Consider the following 19,600-nt stretch of genomic DNA (forward strand, 5'->3'; position numbering starts at 1 on the left):
ATCTTTTGATCCTGATGATGTTCCGGCACGGGCTGCGCGTGTCCGAAGCTATTGCCTTGCGTCGCGATGATGCCGACCTGGCGCAATCGCGGCTCTGGGTGACGCGGCTGAAGAACGGGCTCAGCGTGGAACACCCGGTCGAAGGCGACGAGCTGCGCGCTCTGCGTCGCTGGCTTGCCATGCGCGACGATGCCCTACCCTGGCTGTTTATCTCCGAGCGCCAACAGCCGCTGACTCGACAGGCGGTGAACTATATCGTCGGCATGGCTGGAAAACGCGCCGGACTCGGTCGCGCTCATCCGCATATGCTGCGGCACTCTTGCGGCTTCGCGCTGGCCAATCGCGGATATGACTTGCGGCTGATCCAGGATTACCTCGGGCATCGCGACCCCCGGCACACGGCGCATTATACGCGCACCGCCGCCAGCCGGTTCGATGGGCTGTGGTGAGAGTGGCTGGGCACGCGGGTTTGGACTGTCATACAATGTGCCGACCAGGATCCATGCGGCCATGTAAAATGCGCAGGACGCGGATTCCTTCTGCGACCTGTCGATAGTAGATGGCATGGGAGACGCACTCGTAGCGGTGCAGGCCCTTGCGCACAAAACTGTAGTCCGCCCCGAAGCTTGGGTTTGCGGCTGCAGTTTCGATTTTTCCGTTAAGCGTTTCGACGTAGTTTTCGGCTTTCGCCATGCCGAACCGCTCAATTCCGTAGAGAAAGATGTCGATCAGATCGCGCTCAGCATCTTCTGTGAATTCAACCCTGACCACGCAGCAAGCCCTTTTGCCGGGCTTCATTCCGCGCCGTATCCAGTATCTCGGGCAATGAACGCTGGCTGATACCGCTTGCTTCTGCCCGATCGAGCATATCGCGCAGCTCCCTGATCGCGGTTTCCCTACGATCCTGATCACGGCGCACTAGGTCGCGGAAATACTCGCTGACGTTGCCGTAGCGGCCGGCGTCGATTTGGGCTTCGACCCAATCGTTCATCTGATCTGGCATCGAGATGGTCAGTCGGGACATGATGTGGCCTCCAGCTCTTTACTCATAACAGATCATAATAGTTCATATTCCAGCCTGCAACCTTCTCCCACGTCCCGTTACGATACTGTCCGCCTCCTACATCGGCATTCTGGTTAAGAGGTCCGAGGAAATAGATTCGGGCTGGATGCGCATTAATGAAATAAACTCTAGAGTTATAGATAAAGTTATCATTGACTTTAAAGTTATTGTTTTTCACTATGGTTGGCATGTATGTCATTACCTTCGCAAACCCGAAGGGCGGATCGGGGAAAACGACTTCCGCCATGCTTCTTGCTGAACAGATCGCCCTTTCGGGCGGTCGGGTCTCCATTCTCGATCTTGATCCAAATGCCAATATTCTCGCTTGGTCTGAAGGCAGGAGGGCGGACGGGCGCGATGTGCCTTTTGTAGTTCATGCGCGCCCTCTACCTGAAGACACCGTTGAGCTGATTGATCGCCTCTCCGGCGAGGTAGATTACTTGATCATCGACCTAGAAGGATCGAAGGATCAAATTGTCACCTTTGCGCTTTCCCGGACGGACCTTTGCGTTATCCCGCTTGATGGTTCGCCCATGGAAGCTCGGCAGGCCGCAGCGGCCGTTCGGCTTGTGCAAACCACATCGAGTATGATCCGCGCGCCAATCGCGTATTCGCTGTTGTTCACGCGGACCAACGCGGCCTTCCAGACCACGGATGAGCGCGATGTGCGACAGGAGATGGCGATCAACGAAATCCCAACATTGCCAATCCGCATCGCAAAACGCGCGCCCTTTACCCGCATCTTCCGCGACGGGGTGCTTCTGGCGGAATTGCCCGACATCGTCACGAAGGAGCACGAAGGCAAGACTGCATCTGTTACCGATAAGGCCATGAAGCAGGTAGTCGGTGCCATCGAGAACGCACGTGACTATGCCCAGGCTGTCATTCATGCCCTCACAAAAGAGAAGAAAGTATGAGCAAGTACGGATTTGGTGGCGGAATCGAACTCCCCAAGCCCTCGGGGCCTTCCAAAACGCGGCCCAAAGTCGAACCGGATTCTGTTGAGAAGGCTGTCGAGGCTGGCAAATCCTTGGGTTTTGTCAGCCGAGAAGCCTTCACGCGACTGAAACCTGGCCCGAAGCGCAAAGAGCCTCAGGACAAGGTTTCAATTCCGGGCCCCAAGCGTGTTGTCGATCAATTCCGGGCGTTCTGCCGCGAGCGCAATCTGACGCTCTGGCAGGGCCTTGAACTATTGTTGTCGGAGAGGCGAAACGAGTCCGGCTAAGGTCTACCGCGCCTTTCGAAGACTTTCCTGCAGAACCCGATGAAAGCAGCGTTGGGATTGCGGGGCGGTTCCGTCATCCACCCTCGCCATTCCTGTTCGAGGACATGCACATCCCATCCCGGCGCGACCGTCCGCGCGTCATGGTAGGCTTCAGGGTCGAGCCGAATGTACGGGAGGGCAGGGGCGGTAGTTCCATACTGATCACTCCGCCGATTGGTGAAGATCACCATGTCGCCTTCCAATCGAACGGCATAATCCGGCATGTGGGCATGTTGCCCATCTTGGCGCACGATGTTCATGACTAGGCGGCGAAACTCCTTTTCAGTGGAGCTGGAACCGCATTTGGCTCGCAGCTTTTCCAGCCCGATCTTCCATCCCTTTTTTACCCCGCAATGCTTGCGAGCGAGCTCATATATTCGTCTCTCCAAGGGCTTGCGCAGGCGAAAATAGTCGCGGTGTAGGGTAAGAACTTCACGATGCCGGATGGCATTGAACACCCAATCCGAAAGCCTGATTTCTACTTCCTGCATCCGTCCGTCACGTGTCTCTCGAACGATCCTGAACCGGTCGATCAATCCGAAACCATCGAACTCTTCCTTGCCGCCGGTGATTAGGTTCGTCGTGATCACGGTACCCTGTAGGCGTTCCAGCGCAGCCTTGAGTTGTTCGTAGCCCCGTCCGTCCGTTCCACGATTGGTAGCCTTCAATAGGTCATATGCCCTGAAACGAATAGTCGGACTGACCTCACGTTCCTCATTCAGAGCTGCGATGCATTGGCTGATACAATAGATCAGAACGTCACGGTCATGGACCGTCGCCAACCCCTTCACAGAAGGGGTAACCTCAACGAAGTTCTGCCCATTTTCATATCGGCGGATGTGCCGATCTGGCTTCGTTGAAATCGAGAAGATCGGGTGCTCCATCGATGCCATATCGCCCTTCGGCGCGGCATCGAAAATATCGCAGACGAAGAAGTCTGCCTGCTGCATCCGATCCGGCAAAAGCGGAGATCGTGAATTCGTGTTATCACCCACCATGTCCGCACATTCGTGTTTTCACACACTGCGGTCAAGAGATTCGTGTTATCACCCACCATTTTTCGTGTTATCACCCACCAAATTTCGTGTTATCACCCACCGGAGATGTGTGGAAATCATTTACTATCAGATGGATAGGATCAGATAGATGACGCGTAACACTAATTTAACACATATATAACACCCGGGTTTTCTCTGGACGTGCTCAAAGAGCACTGTTTCGCTCCTCGGATCCTGTGCGCGGTGCCCAGAAAACCAAGAAGAAGCGGGCTACAGGCAGAGCCTTCCCATTTCACTCCCTGACGATGACACAGAAGGTGATCGGACTATTCTCATCGATGTTTGTCCTAAACTCAGCGCCGATGAAGGTGCAGGGCCATTGCCAGCCCCGGGGCAAGGCGGGGATCACAAAGCTGGCGAAGAGGAAGGCGGCGATCAAAGCGGCTGAGAAGACCAGCGGCAATCCCAGTGCCGCTCTGCGGGTGATCTGCTGCCTGCGGGCCTCGTAGGCCTCTACGGTGCGTCTCAGCGTCTCCAGGGCAGTCTGTGAGGCCATGGCACCCTCTCGGGCCCCTTTGCCTGCCGCCAGCTCTGTGGCGGCGCTCAGACGGCCCACACCCCGCGCCGTGCTGTTGTCAATCTGCTGCGGCATTCCCTTGAGCTGGTCATCGGTGATCTTGAGCCACGTTGCCAGCGCCTCAAACGTCAGGGTGTTCTGCGCGACCTGCTCATCCGAGACCCCCATGCGGGCGTCCAGTTCATCCAGGGTCGCGATGAACGCCTTGGCGCTGTCGCCGCCATTCTCGCTGATCTCCTTGTGGAAGACATCACGCAGACTGTCCCAGCCTTCCGAGCTCTGTCCCGCATCCGTGGCTCTACTCATGGCCGTCTCTCCATCCGGACGCCCCCGTCACGTTCCGCAGCACCATCGGCTTCAGCCTCCTGCCCGCCAGCCTGGTCCGTTGCGCCGGTCCCTTCGCCTCGTTCCCCCGACGCCCGCCCGGTCCCGGAGCTGACGTCTCCGCCTGAACCACCACCTGCGTTCCCCTCTGCCTCCGGGGCAGGGGGAGACCATCCCTCAAACGCCTTCCGGTCCTGCGCCCGGGCAAGACCCGCGACCAGAGACATCAGCAACCTGGTCACCTCCGGATCCCGGCTGGCCTTTTCGATCAGTGCGCCGCCGAGGATGATCTTGCGCCGGGCATCGAGCTTGCGGTCCTTCGCGGCCTTTCGAGCGCGGGCGGATTGCAGCCGTGCCTTGGCCTGCTCATACTGTCGTTCGAGCTTTTCCAGATTGGGGTCAGCCATGAAGAGGGTTCCTTTGGAGAGGTCATCGCGCTACGTTGGGATGGGCTTACCATGAAAGCTCTTGAGATTGAATGGCGCACTTATGCAAACTCTGCACTCACTTCGTTCTTTCCGAGCTTTGCGTGCGGTCTCCCAGGGGCAAAGCCCCCGCCGACGGCGTCCCCATCCAATGCGACCTCGCGCATTGGACAGAGAGGCGCTATCCGCCCTCTCAAACTCTCCAGAACCAATCTGCGCGATTGGATTGCGTACCGGGCTGACGCGCCGCCAGGACGCCCGGGGCACCTTGCGGGTGCTTGGTCTGCTGGTGGCGGTGTCAGCCCGGCCGCTCCGGAACGGTGGGTCCTATGACCCTGTTCCCGAGCGGGTTTGCCGCGCGGCGCTTGTTCGGCAAACGGCCCTGTCTTACCCTCTCCCTGTCACCACCTGTGTGGCTGGGCAGGGGGAGGGCCTGGACAGGGCAAGCACCGGCTTGGCGTCCGTGTGGTCGCCTGCACCGCTGCTGCCTTTTGCTCCGCCCGCCCAGCGGTGTGGGGCGCGGCGGGCGGAGCAAAAGGGACGTGCCTGCGTACGTGCCCCTTCTCCTGATCACACCCGGTCCCATCCCGGGTGGCTGGCGATCGGAGAGGGTCGCGTGGCATCTGCGGCGCTGTCCGGTTTGCGGCGAGGGTAGGGCGCGTGGCGAGCTACCATCTCAGCGTCAAGACCGTGAAGCGCAGCGTCGGGCGTACCGCCACGGCGGCTGCCGCCTATCGTGCTGGCGAACGGCTGTCCTGTGAGCGCGAGGGCCGGGTGCATGACTATACGCGCAAACAGGGCATCGAGGAGACCTTCATCCTGGTACCGGCCGGCGCGCCTGCCTGGGCGTCGGATCGCGCCGGCCTGTGGAACGCGGTGGAGGATCGCGAGACCCGGCGCAATTCCGTCACGGCGCGGGAGTGGGAGCTGGCTTTGCCGTCGGAATTGACAGCCGAGGGACGCGCGGATCTGGCGCGCGGCTTTGCCCAGGCATTGGTGGACCGCTACGGCATTGCGGCGGATGTTGCCCTGCACGCGCCGCACCGCGAGGGGGATCAGCGCAACCACCATGCGCATATCCTGACCACCACCCGTGTACTGGCGTCAGAGGGGCTGACCGACAAGACGCGCATTCTGGATGCGGCCAAGACCGGCGGGGCGGAGATCGCGGACATGCGCGGTCTCTGGGCGCAGATGCAGAACGCGGCGCTTGAGCGTGCGGAAATTGAAGCGCGTGTCGATCATCGCTCGCTGGAGGATCAGCGCGAGGCGGCGCTGGAGCGCGGCGAGGAGCTGGTCGCCATGACGCTGGACCGCGATCCGGAGATCAAGCTGGGGCCAGCGGCCAGTAGTATGGAGCGCAAGGCCATCCGTGAGGCCGAGCGGGACGGCACCGAGTACGAACCCGTCACCGAGCGCGGGGCGCAGGTGCATGGGGTGCGCCAGCAGCGCAGTCTCATGGCTGACCTGCTGGAGCGGATGGTCCAGGCCCGGGAGGCCTATACTTCGGCACGGGAGGCCGATGCCAGCCGCCTGAGTGCCGCCACCGAGGCGGCGCGGACGCTGTTTTCCGGGGCAGGGGCCAAAGACTTCGCAGCCAACTTCACACAGGCCTATGAGGACCGTGAAGCCGAGCGGCAGCGGGTGTTGGACGCCGAAAGGGCGCAGGCACGCGAGGCGGAGCGGGTGGCAGCGCTGGAAGCTGCACGCGGGCAGTTTGTCGAGAGGATCGCCGAAGCCTGGCAGGACAGTCGTGAGATCGAGGATCTTGATGTCGCCAAACAGCGTCAGCAGGTGCTGGTCTCACAGGTGAAGCAGGCCGCCGAGCGGCTCGGTTGTGAGTTCGACGATATCGCGAGGCCCGTCAATACCCGCGCAAACGAGATCAAAGAACAGCGCGAACTGGAGCTGGAAAAAACACGGCATATCGGCAGAGATATCAGCGATGGCTGGGGGCTGTGAAGAAAGACGGAGTTCAGTTTTTTGGCCCCGCCGTCGATTTTCCAGCGCGAACATCAGGGTTGATCGAGAGGCGGGAACAATTACCATAGCGTGTAATTGATGATTCCATGCGCTCTATGATTTATTTTCGGATTCCAGATTTTCCGGGATTTTTAGTCTGGCGCGACCGAGCGGAATAGATTGTCCGCAAATGTGACGAGTTTGAGGGGATACCCGAATGTCTTTTGAATTTTCTGCGGCCCACCGGATCCCGTTCCGGATTCTGATATTTGCAGTGCTCTCTGTCATTGCGAATGCGGCCCTATCTCAATCGACGATGTCCTATGGCTACGATGAGCTGGGCCGGCTCGTCAGTTCCACAAACACCGCAGGACCCGATACGGGCTATGATTACGACCCGGCCAACAATCGGCTGACCTTCAGCGTTTTGGGGGCCGCTGCATCCGGAGCTGCACTGCCAGCCGCTTCGGAGACAGGTGCGCAATCGGCGCCCTCCCCGCAAAATGTCTCCGAACCGGTCTGCAGTCCAGTGAGCGGTTGTGCGGGCAAGTAACGCGCCATAGCGCCAGAAAAATCTTTCAGAAAAACGGGGTAAAGATACGATGCCGGGGATAGTAAAACTGTCGATTTTTGCTCTGACCGTTGCGTTCGCGGGGGCCTGGGGCAGTCCGCAGGCAGTGCAAGCGCAGGGTTCTGCGCCCGGGTTCTGGTCTGTTTCTCCGGAGCCGGTAACGCCTCAGGAAGCGGAGGCTTACTTCGATGCATTGCGGGATGCGCAAGAGATGGCCACCGGAGATACTCTGCCGGCTCCGGCAGCGGCCACCTCGCAGGTTGTGCCGGATGTTGCAGAGCTGGCGCGATCGCTTCGAAACAACATCGATCTGATCTACCAGTATGTCTACAACGAGATTGAGCTGACGCCGACCTATGGCTTGGCAAAGGGCCCTCTCGGCACGCTCCTGGACGGATCAGGAAACCCTTTTGATCAAACCAATCTGTTCATTCAAATGGCGGAATCCGCTGGGTATGAGGCCCGGTTCATTTATGGAGAAATCTGGCTGCCAACCGCGCGATTGAACACCTGGTTGGGAACGGTGGGCGGTCCGGAAGTGGGCGGTGAAATACTGGCAAAAGGCCATATCCCGGTCAGGTTCGTGACAGATCAAGAGGACAATCGCATTGGCGTTACCTTTCTGCACGCTTGGGCACAGGTAGAGATTGCGGGGGTTTGGTACACCTTCGATCCGTCTCTCAAGACGCATGAGGTGAAGACGCGTCTGGCGAATTTCAACTCGGTATTGGGCTACAAGAAATTTGGCGGCTGTGGCGGCGGAGTGACCGATCCGGATTGCGGCCTGTTCGGCGCGGCCAGTGGTACGTTGAACGGCAACAGGTTGTCCGGCATCAAATACACCCGTCTCGGGGACAAATTGGACGTCTATGCCGACAATCTGGTGTCACATATCCGTACGACCCTGCCCACAGCAACGATGAGCGATATTGTCGGTGGACTGGCAATTGTTCAGGTTGATGAGGCCCCGGTTCGTGAGACAAGCAATCCTAATCTCTTTCCCGGTACGACACCTGATATTGGCACCGACAGTATTGACACTGTTTACCGAACCCGCCTGCGTCTGACGAACGGCACGGATTGCACGTCGAGCGGTGAACTTTTCTACGCGGATGAGATCGATGCCCAGCGGCTGACGGTTTCGATGGCGGGCAACGCTGCTGCCGAATTGCGTCTGGACGGCGTTCTGAGAGAGACTTGGACAGTGTCGCCTGGCAGCATGACGCTGCATGCCTGTGCCGATCATCCATACCCGACCTCCTTCACCGGTCCACCCGTGCCGGGTTCTGGCCCTGGCGATCAGAACAACATCCAGATGTCGCTGGGTACTGATGACGGCAACATCTTCGCGATCCTCAACGGCTGGGGAGATATCGGCGGCGCGAGGCTGGCCTATCACAGGAAGCGGCAGAAGGAATATCTGATTGATGACGGACATTCTCTGACATCGGAGCAGGTGGCTGGTGAGGCCCTTCAGATCAATGCGGTGAGCTGGCTGGTTCAGTCAACGCAGGCGAGGCAGATCTCAAATGGCCTTTTTGAGATCTGGAGAATTGCGACACATGATATCGGAGTGGCCGGGCAAACCGCGTCGCCCTATGTCGACATCCCCGGATCTTCTGGAACATCGGCCTCACGAACTAGCGCAACGATTGACCGGGCCGCAATGGCGCTGGCGATGGCCGGCCCACGTTCTGCCTTCGAATCTACGACGATCGCGCAGTCGACCACGCATGATAACGAGGTTTCGACTGTCACTCTCTTTGCCGAGAACAACGGCAGCAATGGTGGCGGCGCGTTCTATGAAATCGCATCGGTCGGTGAACTCGATCAGGCTCGCGCCACACTTGAGAGCAACGGCTGGAGCAGCAGCCAACTCGACCATATCAGACAAACGCTGTCCTCTCAGCCACTGGGGCTCGATTACACGTTTTACCTGCCGGAAGACGGTACGATCGTCAGTGGGTCCTGGAGCGGGAATACGTACCTGAGCTATGGATCGAACTCCGATCAGACGCGAATTTCACTCGGCTACATAATCGGCGGGTCTCTGAACGGAGGGTTTGCCAAACAGCCACAGATCAAGGAGGACACCAGCCGGAATGCCGAGGAGCAAGGTACGATCCTGGGGTGGGCCTCGAATGCTGCCCATACGGTAGGGACTCTCATCAGTGATCCGGTCAATACCTTCACCGGCGATTACGTTTACGATTCCACCGATATGACGGTTGGCAGCCGGAGCTTTCCATATGGCCTGGGCTTGCAACGGTCCTATAGTTCCGGATCGCGCCTGCTGGACGGGCCGTTCGGCTATGGCTGGACACATAACCTGAACCTTGAAGCCAGCAGATACAGTGACAGTCTTCAGGGGCTGGGCGCGGATTCTCCGGTTGATGCGGCGGCAATGATCGTTGCGCTCTACCTCAGCAAACAGGTCTACAGCGCAGATCCCACGCTCAAGGAAGTGATCGTGGCGACGTTGCTTCAGGACTGGGGCACGCGGCATCTCTTTGACAACGCCGTCACTGTCGCGATCCCCGGCGCGTCCGAAACCTTCGTGAAGCTGCCCGGCGCGCTCGGGTTCAATCCGCCGAACAAATCAACCGCCAGATTGACCGAGCCGAACGAGGGTGTGTTCATCTACGAGACGCTGGATGGAAACACGCTGTCCTTTGACGGCGATGGCAAGCTCTCGACCTGGCAAAACGCCAACGGTTTTGATGTGACGTTGTCCTATGATGCTGAGACGCGCCTCGACCAGGTCTCAAACGAATTCGGGTGGACGCTCGACATCCAGTACGATGCCAATGGGCGGATCGACAACGTATCCGATACGCTTGGGCGATCGGTTTCCTATGACTACCAGGGGGACGGCGATCTCAAATCCTTTACCGACGCAGAAGGTAATACCACCGAGTATTTCTATAGCGCACGGGGGCGGATGACGCGGATCCGTTACCCTTCCTTTCCAAGCACCAACTTCGTGAAGAATGTTTATGACAGTCTGGGGCGGGTCATGGAGCAGACCAACCCCTCGACCGGAACTGACAATCCCTATCAGTATTTCATCGCCGGGACGCGCAGCGAAGAGGTTGATCCATACGGGAACAGTCGAATCTGGTATCAAGACGACCGGGGCAATGTTGTCCGGACAGTCGATCAGCTGGGACGTGAAACACTCAGCGAATACGATGGACTGGACCGGCTGGTCGAAAAGACGCTGCCCGAGGGCAACAGCAGCCGTTTCACCTATGACGACGCCACCTGCGCTACGCGCTGTACCCACAACGTGACGACGATCGTCACCGAACCTGACGTGGATCGCGGCGGGCCGACACTTACGGAGAGCTTCACCTATTGGGGCTCGGGCAAGAAGTACAAGCTGCGCAAGCATACCAATCCGCGCAATCAGGACACCACCTTCACCTACGATGCCAACGGAAACCTGCTGACCCGGACGGAGCCAACAGTCCCGGGCGGAACGCCGGTTACCACTTTCGAGTATTATCCCAATGGCCCGCGTACCGGGATGCTGCAGAAGACCACTGATCCGACCAGTCTCATCACCGAACTCGTGATCGAGCAGGCGACGGGCAATCTGCTGGAGATGGAGATCGATCCTGCAGGGCTCGATCTGAAGACGGCCTTTACCTATGATGACTGGGGGAACATCGCCACGACAACCGATCCGGAGGACCGGATCAACAAGAGCATCTTTGACTGCGAACGGCAGTTGCGAGCGACGGTTCCGCCCCTAACCGGTCCTGGCGCTGCCCCCTTGCCGCGCACGCGGCTCGACTATGACGAGGATGGCCGCGTCAAGACCACGAATCTGGTGTCCGGCGGCGTCAACGGGTTGGCCTGCAATGCCACCGGCGGTGGCACCGGCACAGTGCTGCAGAGCTGGGAGACCAGGTACTACAACAACGGTCTGTTGAAAGAAGAGATTTCTCCGGACGGGGCCGAAACCAAGTATAATTATGATCTTCTCGACCGGCTGATCATCACCACCGATCCGGATGGACGCAAATTCCGGACCTTCTACGATGCGGCGAGCCAGGTCATCCGGACCCGGACAGAGATGGACGGCGAGCAGCAGATCACCGCCCGCTATGAATACGATCCGAACGGCAACAATACCGCCATCCGGGACGCGAGAAACAACCGGACCGAGTTCCTCTATGACGGGCTCGACCGGCTGATACAAACGCACTACCCGGACCTCGGAGCGGTGAACACCGCGAATCCGAACGACAAGGAAGTGTTCCGCTACAATATCAACGGAAGTCTCAACCGGTTCACGACAAGGGCGGGCCAGAATATCGTCATGACCTATGACGTGCTGGAAAGGCTGAAGTCCAAAAACCCGGCGGGCAGCCAGAAGGTCGAATACGAATATGATCTGGCGGGGCGACAAACGCGCGTCAAATACGCGACCGGCGCGGCCCATGTAATCGATTATGCCTATGATACAGCAAAGCGGCTGACCTCGGTGACCGATGATGGCCGTACCGTCAGCTATCTCCTCGATCTCTCGGGCAACCGAACCCAGTTGACCTGGCCGGACGGTATCAGCGTCAATTACGACTATGACGATTCCGGGCGGATCAAGGCAATCCGGCAGGGCACGGCGGCGGCACCGGGCTCGACCCTGGCCAGCTATACCTATGACAACCGGGGTCGGCGGAAAGAACAAGAACTCTGGAATAACGGCAGCGCGCTGACCACGACCTACACTTACGAGGCGGACAGTGCGCTCGATACGATGGCGCACGATCTGGACGGCACGGCGAATGACGTGACCTTCACGCTGGATTATCTGCCAGGCAACCGGATCGACACGATGACTGTGTCCAACCCGGCCTATGTGTACGAGCCGCCCGCGAACCTGAATCACAGCTATACCCGCAACCGACTGAACCAGATCACGACGGTGAATCAGGGTGGCGGGCAGGTCTTCACACTCGGCTATGACGACAACGGCAACCTGATCGACGATGGCGGGGATTGGAATTACGTCTTTGATGCCCAGAACCGGCTGATCTCGGCGACCGGGCCGAATACCAGCGCCAGCTACGGCTACGACCCGCTGGGGCGGCGCGCGTCCAAGACGGTGACCGGGTCGACGGCGGAGGACAAGCTGTTCCTCTATGACGGTGAAGATGTCATCGCTGACACCAACGCTTCGGGCGCGGTCTTCCGCCGCTTTATCCACGGCCCCGGCGTCGATGAGCCGGTGGCGATGTATTACGGAGCGGGCGACACGGTCCGGCGGTTCTTCGTGACCGATCCGCAGGGCTCGGTGATCGGTATGACAAACAAGGACGGCGTTCTGCAGGACAGCCACAGCTATTCTGCTTTCGGCATCCCGGATGACAGCGCAACCGACACGACCGGCAATCCCTACCGCTACACCGCCCGCCGCTGGGACGCGGAAACCGGGCTTTCCTACTACCGCGCCCGCTATTACAGCCCCACGCTGGGGCGCTTCATGTCCCCCGACCCCACCGGCTACGAGGACGGGCTTAACTTCTACGCCTATGTCGGGAATGATCCGGTGAACCTGACGGATCCCAGTGGGACCAAGTTGTATCCTGGCGGTGCGACGTCCGGGTATTCAGTCGTCACTACCTCATACGATGGTTCGGCGAGCTTCGATGATTTTGGGAGCTTTCAGGTTACTCAAGACAAAACAAACACAGGGCGTAGGCCGCCAGGCACTCTACGTTCTTCAATCCTTCCAGGAGAAGGTGGAGGAGGCTCAGCATCCATTCCTCGGTTGGGCGTGTCTTTGCCGCGGATGCAAATCAACGCGTCTCAGTTGCATACAAGGGGAACAAAAATACCCGGCGGCCGAAAAGTCAGTGATACTGTTCAAGGTAGCAACACTATTAGGAATAGCTCCTTTGAAGCTTTCAAGAGAGTAGATTTTCATCCATCTCGCCCTCACAATGGGAAATCGCCGCACACGCACCCGAACTTTAGGAACGAACTCCCTGATGGAAGTGTAAGAAGCGGGGTGTCTAGGCAGGGTATCGACGTTAGAAAAATTGACTTAGTAGACGCGGCTCGACCGGGTGGGATCAGGACAGGCGCCCCACAATGAAAAATGTAACATCAAAAGTCGAGTCGTGGATAAAACTGTGCCGTTTCTCAAATCACGAATTAGCTGTGCTACACTCAATGGAAGATGAGTGTTTAGAATTAATTGAAAGTTTCCTATTTGGAATTATTGTATTGGGGGAAGTGCCAAGTTTGGAAACTACTCGAGAATTATCGTACTTTGGAAATATGACAGCGATACTACAGATAGACATCACTATGAGTCGACCTGTCTGTAAGACTCAAAGATCAGGAAGCATATTTTGCAAGCATGAGAAGATAAGCCTGCGTTCTGGAAATCACATGGGGATAAAATTCATAGACCCAAGAGGTACGATGATGGATGGAGTGCCTTATGCGGAAATACTGATGCCAGACGGTAGGTTTTTTTTGGAAGAAATTGGCGAGGGCGCGGCAAATATCGAGTTCTATCTGCTTGATGAATCGACCTGAGACCCAACGTCTGTCTGACGTCAGCGCTTACCTACGAAGCGGACAGTGCGCTCGACACGATGGTGCACGATCTGGATGGCACGGCGGATGATGTGACCTTCACGCTGGGTTATAGTGCCAACGGCAACCTGACTGACGATGGCGGAGACTGGAATTAGGAGAGTACCGCAAAGTGTGGGGCAATCAGGCGGCTATGGCGGTTTCGTCAGTCGGTTTCATCCCGGGATGCCACTGCTCGAACTTGGCCCTGAGTGTTTCATCGAGGGTACGCGTTCGCGTTTGCAGCATGAGGTGGGCCCCCTGTTTTGACCAGCGCATCTGCTGCCGTTTGCCGAAGCGCTTGCCGACCACGGTATTGACGGTGCTCTCTACGAAGCCGGTGGAAACACGCTCGCCGTATCGGCGGCGCTCGGCGTAGTTCGGGATCATGTTCTTGTTGTTGGCGATGTACGTCTCGAATTCGGCCGCCGTTTTGCGAAGGGCCTTAATGCTGGCATATTCCGTCTCGATCTCCTCCAGGGAGAGTACCGCAAAGTGCGGGGCGATCAGGCCGCGATTCTGGTGTTCTTGTCCGCTTTCATACCCGGATACCATTGCTCGAATTTGCCTCGAAGGGTGCCATCGAGGGTGCGTGTTCGGGTCTGAAGCATGAGGTGAGCACCTTGCTTTGACCATCGCATCTGCTGGCGTTTGCCGAAGCGCTTACCGACCACGGTATTGACGGTGCTTTCGACGAAACCAGTGGAAACGCGCTCGCCGTAGCGTCGCCGTTCAGCATAGTTCGGGATCATGTCGGCATTGTTCGCAATGTAAGTTTCGAACTCGCTTACCGCTTTGCGCAGGGCCTTGATACTGGCGTAATCCGTTTCGGTGTCATCCAGATCGAAGATCAGGTCTTCAATCACCAACTGACCGTCGTGCAGGTTACCGTTCCAGAGGTAGCCTTTGATCTGGCGGAGACGGCGGGCGATGGTTTCTGCGTCCTCTGGATTATGATGGGCGAGCCCTTTCACATATTGCTGCATGACGGTGATGCGCATGGTGATGTGGAACCAGTCGAGAATGTGTTCGGAGGCAGGTGCCATGTGCTGGGCCATGTTGATGACGGTATCTCCGCCATCAGTCATGAACGTCACCGGCTGGTTTTCCTGCCAGCCCTGGTCTTTCAATACCTCGTGCAATCGTCGCTTCGGCTTGTCATCCAGGCTCTGGACCAGGCCCAGATAGCGATCTGGACGATCCGGCGGGATCAATTTTCCTACCGTGACCTCGAAATGCGATTGGCCCTTGTCGCGGGATCGAACATATCCACCGTCGATCCCAACCGTGATTTGGCCTTCGGGATTAGGCATCTTCTCCCGCTGAGCTGCGCTGGTTTCGATGAAGCTGAAGCGTCCTTCGGACAGCTCAGATTCCATCCGCGTCGCCACGCGGCCAAGATGTCGGCGGAGGGTGTCCGGGTTCAACCGCTTATCAATCGGGAGTACATCCTTGAGCAAATCTGCCGTGACCCTGAAGGAAACCAGCGACGCCCATTTCGTTTCCAGCCAGAGCAGTTCCGGTGCGATGTGCTCGGACAAGAGGTCCGTCAGGGGGCTGAAGGTGTTGGCCGGACCTTCGTGGCATTGGCAATGATAGAACCGGGGGCTTTCGACTGCGACATCACCAAACACCGTGCGATACCGGATTTGCCCACGCGCCTTGCAGCGCATCTTTCGCCCGCAGCAGGGGCAACGGGAGCGTTCTGCACTGAACACTGCGCATTGGGCCGAGACGATCTCTTGCTGTAGTTTCAGGAGAAGCTCTTTGCTCTCGCCTATCGATAATCCTATTTCGCCAATGGCATCAGCACCTTTGGTGAGGGTTGCGATCTTCTCTGTATGCGCTGTCCCGTCCGGCTTGGTGATTTTGATCTCGATTTCGATGTCCATTTGTTTGCCTGCCTGTTCGTTATTAGGGTTTCAGCGCATCCCGGGCGCGCATGATCGTCTGCCGACTGGTACCCATGTCGCGGGCAATTGCCGAAACCGTCTCACCCTGCTCGATCCGCGCCCGAACTTGCGCCTGTTGATCGACCGTCAGCGCCGCTGGTCGACCCAGCAGTTTTCCCTGCGCCTTGGCGCGCGCCAGACCGGACTGGGTGCGCTCATTCAGCAGGTCACGTTCGAACTGAGCGACGGCGTTGATCACCCCCATGGTCAGCTTGCCTGCCGAGCTGGTCAGGTCTACGCCGCCAAGGGCCAGGCAGTGCACGCGGATACCCAGCTTTTCCAGCTTGGCCACGGTGGTGCTGACATCGATAGCATCCCGGCCAAGCCGGTCGAGCTTGGTCACGATCAGAACATCGTTCCGTTCCATCTTATCCAGCAGACGGCTGAAACCCTTGCGACGGGCGATGGCCACGGACCCGGAAACGGTTTCTGCAACAATACGATGCAGCTCCACTTTGAAACCCGCCGCCTCGATCTCCTGAAGCTGATTTTCCGGGGTCTGCTCGATGGTTGAGACCCGGGCATAGGCAAAAGTTCTGGACATGGGGTCGAGTAAGGCTGGGTGCAGAAAACCCCTCTAAGGATTTTGAGGCTGTCCCGAGCAAACGTTTTTGCGTCTGAGGCACTCCTCACCGTGGATTTACGCGCTGATGTCTCGAGAAATCTTAGGATTTCCACGAGTGCCTATTTGAGACATTGGTAAAGACATGGAACCTGGAATGTCTTGATACGTCTACATTTTAAGAACGTTTTGGCGGCTTAGAGGGGTTTTTAACACTGAGCCCCACTCGACCCCATTATGCCTATGATACAGCAAAGCGGCTGACCACGGTGACCGATGATGGCCGTACCGTCAGCTATCTCCTCGATCTCTCGGGCAACCGAACCCAGTTGACCTGGCCGGACGGTATCAGCGTCAATTACGACTATGACGATTCCGGGCGGATCAGGGCAATCCGGCAGGGCACGGCGGCGGCACCGGGCTCGACCCTCGCCAGCTATTCCTATGACAACCGGGGTCGGCGGAAAGAACAAGAACTCTGGAATAACGGCAGCGCGCTGACCACGACCTACACCTACGAGGCGGACAGTGCGCTCGACACGTTGCAGCATGATCTGGACGGCACAGCAGATGACGTGACCTTCACGCTGGACTATCTGCCAGGCAACCAGATCGACACGATGACCGTGTCCAACCCGGCCTATGTGTACGAGCCGCCAGCGAACCTGAACCACAGCTATACCCGCAACCGGCTGAACCAGATCACGACTGTCGATCAGGGCGGCGGGCAGGTCTTCACACTCGGCTATGACGACAACGGCAACCTGACCGACGATGGCGGAGACTGGAATTACGTCTTTGATGCGGAGAACCGGCTGATCTCGGCGACCGGGCCGAATACCAGCGCCAGCTATGGCTACGACCCGCTGGGGCGGCGCGCGTCCAAGACGGTGACCGGGTCGACCACGGAGGACAAGCTGTTCCTCTATGACGGTGAAGATGTCATCGCTGACACCAACGCCTCGGGCGGGGTCTTCCGCCGCTTTATCCACGGCCCCGGTGTCGATGAGCCGGTGGCGATGTATTACGGGGCGGGCGACACGGTCCGGCGGTTCTTCGTGACCGATCCGCAGGGCTCGGTGATCGGCATGACAAACAAGGACGGCGTTCTGCAGGACAGCCACAGCTATTCCGCTTTCGGCATCCCGGATGACAGCGCAACGGACACGACCGGCAATCCCTACCGCTACACCGCCCGCCGCTGGGACGCGGAAACCGGGCTTTATTACTACCGCGCCCGCTATTACAGCCCGACGCTGGGGCGCTTCATGTCCCCCGACCCCACCGGCTACGAGGACGGGCTCAACCTCTATGCCTATGTCGGAAACGATCCGGTGAACCTGGTCGATCCGAGTGGGCTGGGGGCGCAGGTGGCATACGAAAAAACGCTTGGACCACGATCCCCTATTGGGTACGTACTCATCCGTCCCGTTGCGAATGCTGCGGACTATTTGTCTACCGAAACTGTGATCGGTGATCCCGGTGCTTGGGCCTCAATTCAAGGTGCCGGCCCGCCGGGTGCTCTTGCCGGCGGGGTAGGAAGGATCGCGGCGGGCGGGTTGAAGGCTGTTGGGAGCTATGGACATGGATCACGGACTGCTTCTACTGCGGGTCAAAAAACAGGCGACTTTTTTGCAGGCACAAAATACACTGATAAGGTTGTTAAACAGATGGCCAAAGGAGATCATCACTCGTTTCCAGAAAGCGTCGGCGCGTTTCAGAGTTCCGGTAAAGTGACATCTCTCAAGGGAGGTGATGGAGTTGTTCGAGAATTGTTGGAAATCCCCGGTGGATATCGAGGAAATCGAGGAAACTTCGAATTTGTCAAGGAGCCTAATGGATTGATCAATCACAGGTTTTTTCAGAAAGATTAAGGGATGAGGCCAGAGGTAGAGAAAATAATATCGCAAGGATACAGTTTGTCTGAGTTGGGTGTCCATAACTGGGCTTTTGAAAAAGCAGAAGCTTTGGAAGTTATTTCAAAGCTTACGGAGCTTTCCGTGCCTATCCTCGGCGGGGATGTCTACCAAAAAAGGGGGGGGGAAATAAGGCCAGCTTATGATAATTGGTACTGCAATATGGAAGACGGTGAGACGAATTCTAAGTTTGCAATGCGAAGCGCGAGCCAAGCAAGACGTTATGTTCGTCTTTATTCTGAACCCGAAAAACAAAAGACTCTGTATGCACTTGTCGTTTGAATGGGCTTTGTTGATGGCGTGGATGCCCCCACCTACTGGCATCGTAATGTGCCACTGTGATGTTTCAGAAAGCATCACTCAAAGAGAAAGCATCCATGTCAGAAGTTAGCATAATCGGCATAGACCTTGCAAAACGCGCGATTTACATGAACTGATCGGGTCAGTCAGTAGACCCAAAGAGCGGGAATACCGCACCGAGGAATGATCCGAGAATTCATAACTACTTGAGGCCCTGGTAGAATGGAATCGAAGATTAGATCCATAGTGGGAAAACCTCTATCAGCTGTGTCATTCGTATATGACTATGTTGAAATGCATTTTGATGAAAGCATCATCAGGGCTTTAACTGATATAGAAATTGAGCACGATGGATGCATTTTAAGGGTTCCTGAGTGTGGATCACGCGACCTGTTGTGCTCGATAATTGGACATAAAGCTATAGAAGTAAAAATCCGAAAATCCGATATTTTGATCATTTTCGATTCCGGAAAATCGGTAAGAGTTTCCATAACTCCTAAAGAAGATGATGGGCCTGAAGCCGCTCACTTTTTTCCTGGTCCGCATAAACCGATTGAGGTTTGGTAGAAATGGCGTTCGGCGATCACCGAGGACAAGGGCATTGTTGCAGAACTTGGCGTCATGAGGGATTCACTGTGCGAACCCGTATGGTTAAGAGGCTGGCATGAGCAAGCCAGCCCCCACCCGCTACCGCACAACGAATTCTGCAACAATGCAGTGTTGCAGCATCCGTTGCAATCCGGGATGGCTAACTCTTTACTTTAAGCGCCTAGTGTAAAGAGTTGCCACCATCCGTGCCGCGAGGTAGCCTGTGTTCAGGGCTTTCAGGAACAGGCGCAAACGTGGCCAATCGGCGAAAGGTAAAGAGTGGCGATGATCGCGCGGTCGATGCCCATGAGCGTGGGCGCGACTATCTCGGCCAGGCGCAGATCGACCAGTTGCTCGCGGCGGCGAAGAAAAGCCGGCACGGAATCCGCGACCATCTTTTGATCCTGATGATGTTCCGGCACGGGCTGCGCGTGTCCGAAGCTATTGCCTTGCGTCGCGATGATGCCGACCTGGCGCAATCGCGGCTCTGGGTGACGCGGCTGA

The 19,600-nt window shown here is 57.5% G+C and carries 17 protein-coding genes and 1 pseudogene; 10 read left to right on the plus strand and 8 right to left on the minus strand.

The features are described from left to right. Positions 1–449 (plus strand): tyrosine-type recombinase/integrase (locus tag QO231_RS24560; protein ID WP_316782487.1); only part of this gene is annotated, 449 nt, incomplete at its 5' end. A 28-nt stretch (positions 450–477) separates the two neighbouring features. Here QO231_RS24560 and QO231_RS24565 read toward each other — a convergent pair. Then, positions 478–798, minus strand: coding sequence for a type II toxin-antitoxin system RelE/ParE family toxin (locus QO231_RS24565; RefSeq protein WP_316782490.1), 321 nt, complete (start codon positions 796–798; stop codon positions 478–480). Further along, complete coding sequence (locus tag QO231_RS24570) at positions 758–1,024, minus strand: type II toxin-antitoxin system ParD family antitoxin (protein WP_316782493.1); 267 nt, start codon at positions 1,022–1,024, stop codon at positions 758–760. Before QO231_RS24570 ends, QO231_RS24565 begins: the two co-directional genes overlap by 41 nt. Before the next feature lie 227 nt (positions 1,025–1,251). Between QO231_RS24570 and QO231_RS24575 the strand changes: the two genes are divergently transcribed. Continuing rightward, positions 1,252–1,980, plus strand: a complete 729-nt coding sequence (locus QO231_RS24575; protein ID WP_316782495.1) for a ParA family protein — start codon at positions 1,252–1,254, stop codon at positions 1,978–1,980. Next, on the plus strand, positions 1,977–2,288 hold the full coding sequence (locus QO231_RS24580; protein ID WP_316782498.1) for a hypothetical protein: 312 nt from the start codon (positions 1,977–1,979) through the stop codon (positions 2,286–2,288). Before QO231_RS24575 ends, QO231_RS24580 begins: the two co-directional genes overlap by 4 nt. Here QO231_RS24580 and trfA read toward each other — a convergent pair. From trfA to QO231_RS24595, 3 genes are all read right to left on the minus strand, one after another. Then, the gene (gene trfA, locus QO231_RS24585; RefSeq protein ID WP_316782499.1) at positions 2,285–3,325 is read right to left on the minus strand and encodes a replication initiator protein A; all 1,041 of its coding nucleotides are present in this window, start codon (positions 3,323–3,325) and stop codon (positions 2,285–2,287) included. The two genes, QO231_RS24580 and trfA, sit on opposite strands and share 4 nt — an antisense overlap. 292 nt (positions 3,326–3,617) lie before the next feature. Then, positions 3,618–4,208 (minus strand): hypothetical protein, encoded by a 591-nt coding sequence (locus QO231_RS24590; protein ID WP_316782503.1) that lies wholly within the window; start codon positions 4,206–4,208, stop codon positions 3,618–3,620. After that, the gene (locus QO231_RS24595) at positions 4,205–4,633 is read right to left on the minus strand and encodes a mobilization protein (protein WP_316782506.1); all 429 of its coding nucleotides are present in this window, start codon (positions 4,631–4,633) and stop codon (positions 4,205–4,207) included. Before QO231_RS24595 ends, QO231_RS24590 begins: the two co-directional genes overlap by 4 nt. A gap of 678 nt (positions 4,634–5,311) precedes the next feature. Here QO231_RS24595 and mobQ point away from each other — a divergent pair. The 3 genes from mobQ (at position 5,312) to QO231_RS24610 (ending at position 13,739) form a co-directional block, all read left to right on the plus strand. Then, positions 5,312–6,613: a MobQ family relaxase gene (gene mobQ, locus QO231_RS24600; protein WP_316782509.1), complete on the plus strand. Its 1,302-nt coding sequence runs from the start codon at positions 5,312–5,314 to the stop codon at positions 6,611–6,613. Positions 6,614–7,215: 602 nt separating this feature from the next. Continuing rightward, complete coding sequence (locus QO231_RS24605) at positions 7,216–13,290, plus strand: RHS repeat-associated core domain-containing protein (RefSeq protein WP_316782512.1); 6,075 nt, start codon at positions 7,216–7,218, stop codon at positions 13,288–13,290. Beyond that, positions 13,287–13,739, plus strand: coding sequence for a hypothetical protein (locus tag QO231_RS24610; RefSeq protein ID WP_316782515.1), 453 nt, complete (start codon positions 13,287–13,289; stop codon positions 13,737–13,739). Before QO231_RS24605 ends, QO231_RS24610 begins: the two co-directional genes overlap by 4 nt. Positions 13,740–13,922: 183 nt before the next feature. On the opposite strand, the pseudogene QO231_RS24615 reads toward QO231_RS24610, so the two are convergent. From QO231_RS24615 to QO231_RS24625, 3 genes and pseudogenes are all read right to left on the minus strand, one after another. After that, a pseudogene (locus QO231_RS24615) lies at positions 13,923–14,207 on the minus strand (ISKra4 family transposase); the annotation flags it as partial. 77 nt (positions 14,208–14,284) lie between these two features. Beyond that, positions 14,285–15,670 (minus strand): ISKra4 family transposase, encoded by a 1,386-nt coding sequence (locus QO231_RS24620; protein ID WP_316782518.1) that lies wholly within the window; start codon positions 15,668–15,670, stop codon positions 14,285–14,287. Between the two features lie 22 nt (positions 15,671–15,692). Next, complete coding sequence (locus QO231_RS24625; RefSeq protein WP_316782521.1) at positions 15,693–16,274, minus strand: recombinase family protein; 582 nt, start codon at positions 16,272–16,274, stop codon at positions 15,693–15,695. A 287-nt stretch (positions 16,275–16,561) separates the two neighbouring features. On the opposite strand from QO231_RS24625, the gene QO231_RS24630 reads away from it, so the two are divergent. The 4 genes from QO231_RS24630 to QO231_RS24645 all read left to right on the plus strand — a co-directional run. Next, positions 16,562–18,166 (plus strand): RHS repeat-associated core domain-containing protein, encoded by a 1,605-nt coding sequence (locus QO231_RS24630; RefSeq protein WP_316782524.1) that lies wholly within the window; start codon positions 16,562–16,564, stop codon positions 18,164–18,166. A gap of 45 nt (positions 18,167–18,211) precedes the next feature. Beyond that, on the plus strand, positions 18,212–18,490 hold the full coding sequence (gene imm40, locus QO231_RS24635; protein ID WP_316782527.1) for an Imm40 family immunity protein: 279 nt from the start codon (positions 18,212–18,214) through the stop codon (positions 18,488–18,490). A 240-nt stretch (positions 18,491–18,730) separates the two neighbouring features. Beyond that, a complete protein-coding gene (locus tag QO231_RS24640) occupies positions 18,731–19,075 on the plus strand; it encodes a hypothetical protein (RefSeq protein ID WP_316782530.1) in 345 nt (114 codons plus the stop codon). Between the two features lie 275 nt (positions 19,076–19,350). After that, on the plus strand, positions 19,351–19,600 hold a 250-nt coding region (locus QO231_RS24645; RefSeq protein WP_316782533.1), incomplete at its 3' end, for a tyrosine-type recombinase/integrase.

The sequence above is a fragment of the Sedimentitalea todarodis genome (genome assembly GCF_032595355.1).
Classification (GTDB): Bacteria; Pseudomonadota; Alphaproteobacteria; order Rhodobacterales; family Rhodobacteraceae; genus Sedimentitalea; species Sedimentitalea todarodis.